Origin of the sequence: Nocardia sp. NPDC058497 (assembly GCF_042720195.1) — a bacterium.
Taxonomy (GTDB): Bacteria; Actinomycetota; Actinomycetes; order Mycobacteriales; family Mycobacteriaceae; genus Nocardia.
In genome coordinates, this window is record NZ_JBHXMY010000268.1 from 1 (window position 1) to 7,840 (window position 7,840).

8 protein-coding genes are annotated in these 7,840 nt (G+C 69.6%); 3 read left to right on the forward strand and 5 right to left on the reverse strand.

What is annotated here, in order from left to right:
• Positions 1-227 precede the first annotated feature (227 nt).
• From ACFWPJ_RS18560 to rfbD, 3 genes are read right to left on the reverse strand one after another with little or no spacing between them, the layout of a single operon-like run.
• Positions 228-1,307: a sugar phosphate nucleotidyltransferase gene (locus ACFWPJ_RS18560; RefSeq protein ID WP_378852906.1), complete on the reverse strand. Its 1,080-nt coding sequence runs from the start codon at positions 1,305-1,307 to the stop codon at positions 228-230.
• A 35-nt stretch (positions 1,308-1,342) separates the two neighbouring features.
• Positions 1,343-2,239 carry a glycosyltransferase family 2 protein gene (locus tag ACFWPJ_RS18565; RefSeq protein ID WP_378852908.1) on the reverse strand — a complete coding sequence of 299 codons (897 nt, stop codon included), beginning with the start codon at positions 2,237-2,239 and terminating at the stop codon, positions 1,343-1,345.
• Between the two features lie 11 nt (positions 2,240-2,250).
• Entirely contained in the window at positions 2,251-3,102 is an 852-nt protein-coding gene (rfbD, locus tag ACFWPJ_RS18570; protein WP_378852910.1) for a dTDP-4-dehydrorhamnose reductase, read from the reverse strand.
• Positions 3,103-3,333: 231 nt separating this feature from the next.
• Between rfbD and ACFWPJ_RS18575 the strand changes: the two genes are divergently transcribed.
• The 3 genes from ACFWPJ_RS18575 to ACFWPJ_RS18585 all read left to right on the forward strand — a co-directional run bounded on the left by ACFWPJ_RS18575 (position 3,334) and on the right by ACFWPJ_RS18585 (position 6,909).
• Positions 3,334-4,749, forward strand: a complete 1,416-nt coding sequence (locus ACFWPJ_RS18575; RefSeq protein ID WP_378852918.1) for an LCP family protein — start codon at positions 3,334-3,336, stop codon at positions 4,747-4,749.
• Positions 4,750-4,752: 3 nt separating this feature from the next.
• Entirely contained in the window at positions 4,753-5,466 is a 714-nt protein-coding gene (locus ACFWPJ_RS18580) for a TIGR03089 family protein (protein WP_378852912.1), read from the forward strand.
• Between the two features lie 114 nt (positions 5,467-5,580).
• Positions 5,581-6,909 carry a cytochrome P450 gene (locus ACFWPJ_RS18585; protein ID WP_378852914.1) on the forward strand — a complete coding sequence of 443 codons (1,329 nt, stop codon included), beginning with the start codon at positions 5,581-5,583 and terminating at the stop codon, positions 6,907-6,909.
• Positions 6,910-7,081: 172 nt separating this feature from the next.
• Here the strand turns inward: ACFWPJ_RS18585 and ACFWPJ_RS18590 are convergent, their stop codons facing one another.
• Complete coding sequence (locus tag ACFWPJ_RS18590) at positions 7,082-7,465, reverse strand: type II toxin-antitoxin system death-on-curing family toxin (RefSeq protein ID WP_378852916.1); 384 nt, start codon at positions 7,463-7,465, stop codon at positions 7,082-7,084.
• A complete protein-coding gene (locus ACFWPJ_RS18595; protein WP_189026565.1) occupies positions 7,465-7,677 on the reverse strand; it encodes a toxin-antitoxin system HicB family antitoxin in 213 nt (70 codons plus the stop codon). The genes ACFWPJ_RS18590 and ACFWPJ_RS18595 overlap by 1 nt, the downstream gene beginning before the upstream one ends.
• Between the last annotated feature and the right edge of the window lie 163 nt (positions 7,678-7,840).

A 7,840-nucleotide genomic window follows, 5' to 3' on the forward strand; every position in this document is an offset into this window, starting at 1 on the left:
ACCCCGATGGCACGTCCCTGGCAAGCTCACGCCCGTTCACCGACAAACTGGATGTCGGAGCTGTCCCTTGCTCAGCGCTGGAGTTGCAACTGATAAGAGCAGCCGCCAAACAGACGACACTGAGACCGGCGCCAACGCCTCTTCGCAGACGAACCATGCCCTTCACCCCTCCCCTGGGTTCTCGAGTCGCAGCGTACCCAGCCGGGTACATGAGCGCTATAACTAACTCAGACGTCGGTGGAGAAGCGGATCCCGCCGTCGGGGATCTCCACGCCAGGCCACACCCTGGCGCCGCGCAGCAGTTCGCAGCGCGCTCCGATATTGGCGCCGTCACCGATCACGCCGTCGCGGACCAGCGCGCGCGGACCGATCCGGGCGCCGAAACCGACGATGGAGCGTTCCACGGTCGCGCCCGCCTCGACGACCGCGCCGTCGAAGATGACCGCGCCGTCCAGTCGCGCGCCCGCACCGATCTCGGCGCCACGCCCGACCACGGTGCCGCCGATGAGCAGCGCGCCCGGCGCCACCCCTGCACCGGGATGGACCAGCGACTCGCCGCGCTGACCCGGCAGCGCGGGCGTCGCGGCGATCCCCCGGACCAGGTCGGCCGAGCCGCGCACGAAGTCCTCCGGGGTACCCATGTCACGCCAGTAGGAGGCGTCGACATGGCCCTGCACCCGCGCACCCTCGGCCAGCAGCGCGGGGAAGACCTCGCGCTCCACCGACACCGGGCGACCGGTCGGGATCTTCTCGATGTACTCGCGGCGGAACACATAGCAGCCCGCGTTGATCTGGTCGGTCGGCGGATCCTGGGTCTTCTCCAGGAACGCGGTGACCCGGCCGTCGGCGTCGGTCGGCACGCAACCGAAGGCACGCGGGTCGCTGACCCGGACCAGGTGCAGGGTGACGTCGGCGTTGGTCGACTCATGGGTGTCGAGGATCGCGCCCAGGTCGGTGCCGCCCAGGACGTCGCCGTTGAACACCATCACGTTGTCCGCGCGCAGCCTGGGCAGCACGTTGCGGATACCGCCACCGGTGCCCAGCGGCTCGGTCTCGGTGACGTACTCGAGCTCGAGCCCCAGTTCGGAGCCGTCACCGAAGTGCTCTTCGAACACCTCGGCCTTGAACGAGGTGCCCAGCACCACGTGGGTGATCCCGGCCTCGGCGATGCGGGCCAGCAGGTGGGTCAGGAACGGCAGCCCGGCCGTCGGCAGCATCGGCTTGGGCGCCGAGAGGGTGAGCGGACGCAGCCGCGTGCCCTGTCCGCCGACGAGGATGACCGCGTCGGTGCCTGAGTTGCCTGCCATCGAGTTTCCCCTGTTCACAGTGGACCGGTGCCTGTTCAGGCGCCGGTTCGCGCTTTCTCGCGCAGGGCCGATCGAACCGCAATCCGGGAGCGGACCGCAAGTCCGGCGCGCAGCGCGCCCCGCAACGGCGCCTGCCACCAGTGTGGATGCCGGTCCGCCTGGAAGCGGTAGGCGCTGGCGTGGTGGGCGGGCAGCATCAGTTCGGGATGCTTGCCCGCGGCGTGGCCCTTGGCGTGGGTGACCTCGGCGTCGGGGACGAACACATTGTGCCAGCCCGCCTTGCCCATGCGGTCGCCGAAGTCCACGTCCTCCATGTACATGAAGTAGCGCGAGTCGAAGCCGTCGATGGTGTCGAACGCGGCCCGGCGCACCAGCAGGCACGAGCCGGACAGCCAGCCGACCACCCGCTCGGCGATCTCCTCGTTCTCCTGGCGGTAGCGCACCGACCAGGGGTTCTTCGGCCAGATCGCGCCCAGGATCGCGTGGCCCGCGCCGTCGGCGAGGCCGGGGACGCGGCGCGCGGACGGGTAGACGCTGCCGTCGGGCTCACGGACCATCGGCCCGAACGCGCCCGCGCGCGGCCAGCGCTCGGCGGCCTCGAGCATCTTGTCGATGGAGTCGACGCCCCAGCGGATGTCCGGGTTGGCCAGGATCACGAACTCGATCGACGGGTCGATCTCGGCGACGGCCCGGTTGATGGCGCCGCCGTAGCCGATGTTGCCGCCGGTCCGCAGCAGCCGCACGTGCGAGTTGGCCTCGGCGACGAGCTCGGGCACGCCGTCGGTCGAGCCGTTGTCGGCCAGGATCACCTGCGGCTTCTCGCTGGTGGCATCGGCCAGGGTGGTGATGAAGTGCTCGAGGTGCTCGCCCGGTGAATAAGTCACCGTGACGACGGCAAGGCCCGCAGGGGCCGCGGAATCGGCTGCGTTCACGACTGCGCAGCCTAGTCGGACACGCGCTGTAGTGCGTCGGCTAGTGCGGAACGCCAAGGCCGCAGCGGGGTGAGGCCCGCCGCGTTCCACGCCGCGGGGGACAGCACCGAATAGGGCGGGCGCGGTGCGGGTCTGGGGAAGGCACTCGAATCACACGGCAGCACCCGGGCCGGATCGGCGCCGAGCTCGGTGAAAACGGCAACGGCCAGGTCGAACCAGGTGGCGGTGCCGGAATTGGTGGCGTGCAACACCCGGGGTGCGTCGGGGCGGGTGCTCAGTTCGAGCAGCGCGGCGGCCAGGTCGGCGGCGCTGGTGGGGGACCCGACCTGGTCGTTTACGACCGTGACGGTGTCGCGTTCGGCTTCCAGCCTGCGCATGGTCGCGACGAAATCCCCCTCGACACCGGAGTACACCCAGGCGGTACGCACGACCTGGGCGCCGAGCTCGAGCACAGCCTGCTCACCCGCCAGCTTCGACTGCCCGTAGACCGTCGCGGGACCGGTGGGGTCGCCGGGTTCATAGGGAGTGTCGGCGGTGCCGGGGAAGACGTAGTCGGTGGACACGTGGATCAGCCGGGCGCCCGCCGCGGCGCAGGCGGCGGCCAGGACGGCGGGACCGGTGGCATTGGCGGCGAAGGCGGCGTCGCGGTCGGACTCGGCGGCATCGACCGCGGTGTAGGCCGCGCAGTTGATCAGCACCGCGCCCGGGGTGAGGACCGCATCGACGGCGGCGCGATCGGTGATGTCGAGCTCGGCCCGGCCGTAGCCCGCGGCATCGGGTGCGAGCCGCAGGATCTCTCGCCCCAGCAGCCCGCGCGCTCCGGTTACGATCAAGCGAGCGGGGGCGGGGAAATCGGTGTGCACGCGGCCAGTCTGGCACGCCGTGACACCTGCGGTTCGGCTCGACTGTGGTAACTGTTGGTTAGCCTGTGATGGCCGGTTGCGGCGGACGAGCCCAGGTGTACGAGATGGCGGGATTGCCGGGGGAGATACGGAGCCGGGCGCGGAGTTCGTCGAGAGGATGCACGAGTGCGAGAGTCGACACGACCAACCACGGTCGCCACGCAGACCGGTGCGGTCGGCCCGGTGCAGGTGATGGTGGCGATCGCGGCGGTCCTTGTACTTGCCCTCACCGGATTCGCGTGGCGCAGTGTCGACAATCTGATCGCCAATATCGACCGCATCGGCGGGCTCGGCCTCGGCGGCGGCCGCGACGGCGCGGTCGACATCCTGCTGGTCGGTGTCGACAGCCGTACCGATGCCCACGGCAATCCGCTGACCTCCGCCGAACGCAAGATGCTGCACGCGGGCGACGAGGTGGGCACCAACACCGACACCATCGTGCTGGTCCGTGTGCCCAACGACGGCCGCTCGGCCACCGCGATCTCGATCCCGCGCGACTCCTACGTCGACATTCCCGGCCAGGGCAAAGGCAAGATCAACTCCGCCTACGGCGCCACCAAGGAGACCGAACGCGCGAAACTGCTGGCCAAGGGCGGCTCCGAGGCCGACGCCGAACGGGATTCGACGAAGGCAGGCAGGCAGGCGCTGATCAAGTCGGTGGCCTCGCTCACCGGCATCACCGTCGACCACTACGCCGAGGTGAGTCTGCTGGGGTTCGTGCTGCTCACCGATGCCGTCGGCGGTGTCGAGGTATGCCTGAACAACGCGGTCGACGAATGGATGTCGGGCGCCGACTTCCCGGCCGGGAAGCAGCGTCTCGACGGTGAGCAGGCGTTGAGCTTCGTGCGCCAGCGCCACGGGCTGCAGCGCGGCGACATCGACCGGATCGTGCGCCAGCAGGTGTTCATGGCCCAGCTGGTCGGGCAGCTGCTCGATGCCAAGGTCCTGGCGAACCCGGGCAAGCTCGGCGAGATCAGCGAGGCGGTCGGCCGGACCGTCGTGCTCGACGAGGACTGGGATGTGCTGGCCTTCCTGCAGCAGCTCAAGGACTTGTCCGGCGGCAAGGTGGAATTCGAGACCATCCCGGTCGCCGACCTCAACAGCATGACCTCGGCGGGCGAATCGGTCGTCCGGGTCGAGCCGAAGGCGGTGCAGGACTACGTCGCCGGGCTCGTCGGAGAGAAGAAGGAGTCGAACGACAAGCCGGAGGTCGACCTGTCGACGGTGTCGGTGAGCGTGTTCAACGCGGGCGGCACCGCCGGGCTCGCCGCCAAGGTGTCGGCGGCGTTGACGGGCAAGGGTTTCCGCGAGGGTCTGGTGGGCAATTACACAGGTGGCAGCGTGAGTTCGAGCCGGGTGCTCGCCGCCGACGCCGAGAACCCGAAGGCCGCCGCGGTGGCCGAGGCACTCGGCGGTCTCACCGTGGTCGCGGATCCGTCACTGTCGGCGGATACCGTGAGCGTGGTGCTGGCGAGCGACTACTCTGGTCCGGGCTCGGCCGCGGCAGGCATGTTCGATTTCGACGGAACATCCTCGGCGACCGCGACGCCAGTACCGCCAGCCCCGCCGATCGATGCAGGCCAGAACGGACCGAAATGCGTGAACTGACCCATGGTTGAGCCGAACTCGACCCTCACCGACGCCCTCCTCGACCCGATTCTCGAACGCGACCCCGCCGGTCCGCGCGTCACCTGGTACGACGACGCCACCGGCGCCCGCATCGAACTGTCCGGCCTGACGCTGGCCAACTGGGCCGCCAAGACGGCCAACCTGATCCGTGACGAGTTCGCGCTCAGCCCCGGCGCCAGGGTCGCGGTGCTGCTGCCCGCGCACTGGCAGACCGCCGCGGTGCTGCTGGGCTGCTGGTGGGCGGGCACCGAAGTGGTGCTCACGCCCGATCCCGACGCCGACCTCGCGCTGGTCACCCCCGACCGGCTCGACGACGCCGACGGTGTCGACGAGGTAGCGGTGCTGTCGCTGGACGCCATGGGCACGCCCGTGCGTGACCTGCCGGTCGGCGTCACCGATTTCGCGACCGCGGTGCGCGTGCACGGCGACCAGTTCCTGCCCGGTGGATTCCGGGCCGCGCTCGACGGGCTCTCGGTCGGCGAGGTGCTCGCGGAGGCGCGGAAATCTGCCGCGTTGCAGGATATCTCCGCAGGTGATCGGGTGCTGTCCAGCTCGCCGTGGGAGACGGTGCAAGAACTGATCGACGGATATGTCGCGGTGTTGTTCGCCGGTGCCTCGCTGGTGCAGGTCGTCAATCCCGATCCGGCCGCCGTCGAGCACCGGGCCGCCACCGAGCGGGTGACGGTCCGGCGCTGACCCCCGCCGGGTCTCCTACCCAGGTATAGGTCGATCTCCGACTGGAACACGTTCCGCGCTGCTCGGGAAGTCCGTACCGTGGAGGAAACCTTCGGCAGAGCGGCAGGGGTGGCGATGATTGCGCAGTACTGGTTGCGGTGGTCGGCCGAGCACGGAGCGCCGCGGGCGATCCTGCGCTGGCAGGTCCGGCGGGGTGACCCGTTCGCCGTCCTGCTCAGCGGACAGCGCGGACTGCACGACCCCTACCCGCTGATCGACGAACTGCGCGCGCCCGGCGGTCTGCTCCGGACGCCGCTGTCCTACGCCGCCTTCGACCATCCGCAGGTGCGGGCCATCCTGCGCGACAGCCGATTCGGCGTGCGGCAGGCGCTCGGCGGCGAGCTGCCTGGACCGTGGCGCAAGCTCGCCGAGCGGGTGACGGTGCCGCCGAATCCGGTCGAGCCGCCGTCGATGCTGGTCCTCGACCCGCCCGAGCACACCAGGATGCGCAAGCCGGTGTCCTCGGCGTTCACCCCGCGCGCCATCGCCCGGCTGCGCGATCGGGTGGAGGTGGTCACCGCCGAACTGCTCGACGCGATGCCCGCGCACGGATCGGTCGACCTGATCACCGATTTCGCGGCCAGGGTGCCGATCGCGATCATCGCCGAGATGCTCGGCTTCCCCGCCTCCGACCGGGAACTGTTCCTGCGCTGGGGTGACCAGGTGACGCCGCTGCTCGACATCGGTACCTCGTGGCGCACCTTCCGTGGCGCGATGGCCGCGATCGAGTCGATGGACGGGTACCTGGCGGCGCACATCGAGATGCTGCGCCGGGAACCCGGCGAGGACATCCTGTCGACCCTGGTGAGCTCGGGCGATCTCGACCTGCGCGAATTGCAGGCGGGCGCGAGCCTGCTGATGGGCGCGGGTTTCGAGACGACGGTCAACCTGATCGGTAATGCGATCGCGGCGCTGTCGGCCAATCCGGACCAGCTCGCGATCGCCCAGGCCGATCCCGACCGCTGGTCCGATGTGGTGGAGGAGACCCTGCGCTTCGATCCGCCGGTGCAGACCACCGCGCGCCAGGCGCTCGAGGACGTCGAGATCGACGGCGTCACGATCCGCGAGGGCGCCACCGTCATCCTGTCGCTGGCAGGCGCCAACCGCGACCCCGCGGTCTTCCCCGACCCCCACCGCTTCGACATCGACCGACCGAACCTGCGGGAACACGTGGCCTTCAGCAGCGGCATCCACGCCTGCCTCGGCGCCAGCCTGGCCCGCATGGAAGCCGTCCACGCCCTACGCGCCCTCTACACCCGCTACCCCGGCCTGCGCCTGCGCGAGGCACCGACCCGCCGAAACCTGTTCACCCTGCACGGTTTCGAACACATGCCGGTCGACTTGGGCCCGGTCGCCCGGACGAACGCACCCGACGGTCTGGCCGATGCCGCGCGCCGATCCTGACTTGCCCTCCACTTCCCGACCTACTCCCCCATTAGGCTCAATTCGAGACGGATCCCCGACGGCGGTATCCGCTTCTCCACCGACGTCTGATCCACACCGAGGGGTCGCCACCGGACATCCGGCAGCGGCCCCTTGGTGTCTCCGCTAGCAAAACCGCCTGGTCGGAGGGCGATCAGGCAGTCGACGACGCAGGCGCGACGTGCGGACGGACCGCGAACTGGGTCGCGATCCAGGCAACCTCGGTGCGTTCCGTCGCGACGGCGTCGATCAGCGCGACCACATCGGTGGGCTTGATACCCGGGACAAGTCCATAGCATCCGAGGAGCAGACGAACGGCAACCCACGCCGTCATCTTGTTGCCCTCGGTGAATGGCTGATCACGGATGACCGATTGGAAGACCGCCGCGGCCTTCAGCTCCGGAGTCGGGTACGCCTCGCGACCCAGCACGATCTGGTCCGCTCGCGTCGCGGCTGCGGCGACCAGCCCCAGATCACGAATCGCACCGCTCCCCTCGGTGACTCGCTGGTTGCATTTGATCAGCGCTTCTGGACGCACTACTCGATTCCCCGGATCAGCGCGAGCAGATCCGCATCCTCGTTCATGACGCGATCCAGAATGGCATCCTCCTTGCGGCTGAGCGCACGCAAGGCGACCCAGTCCCGCAGGGCATCGCAAATCACACTGTTGAGCGACATGTGCGCCGCGTCGGCTTCAGCCGCGGCGGCGGTGTGCAGGTCGTCGGGTAGCCGCAGATTCAGATTCGACATAGCACCAATTTAGCACCATCCGTGCGATCGGCCGCGGGCCTCGACCCCCGCTCGCCGCCCTCGCGCAGTGGCTGGCGCGCTCGGTGCGCCGATCCTGGGTCTGTTCGGCTAGGCCGGATCAGCTGAAGCCGACGGCCTGGTCGCCCCACGCCGTGTGCAGGTC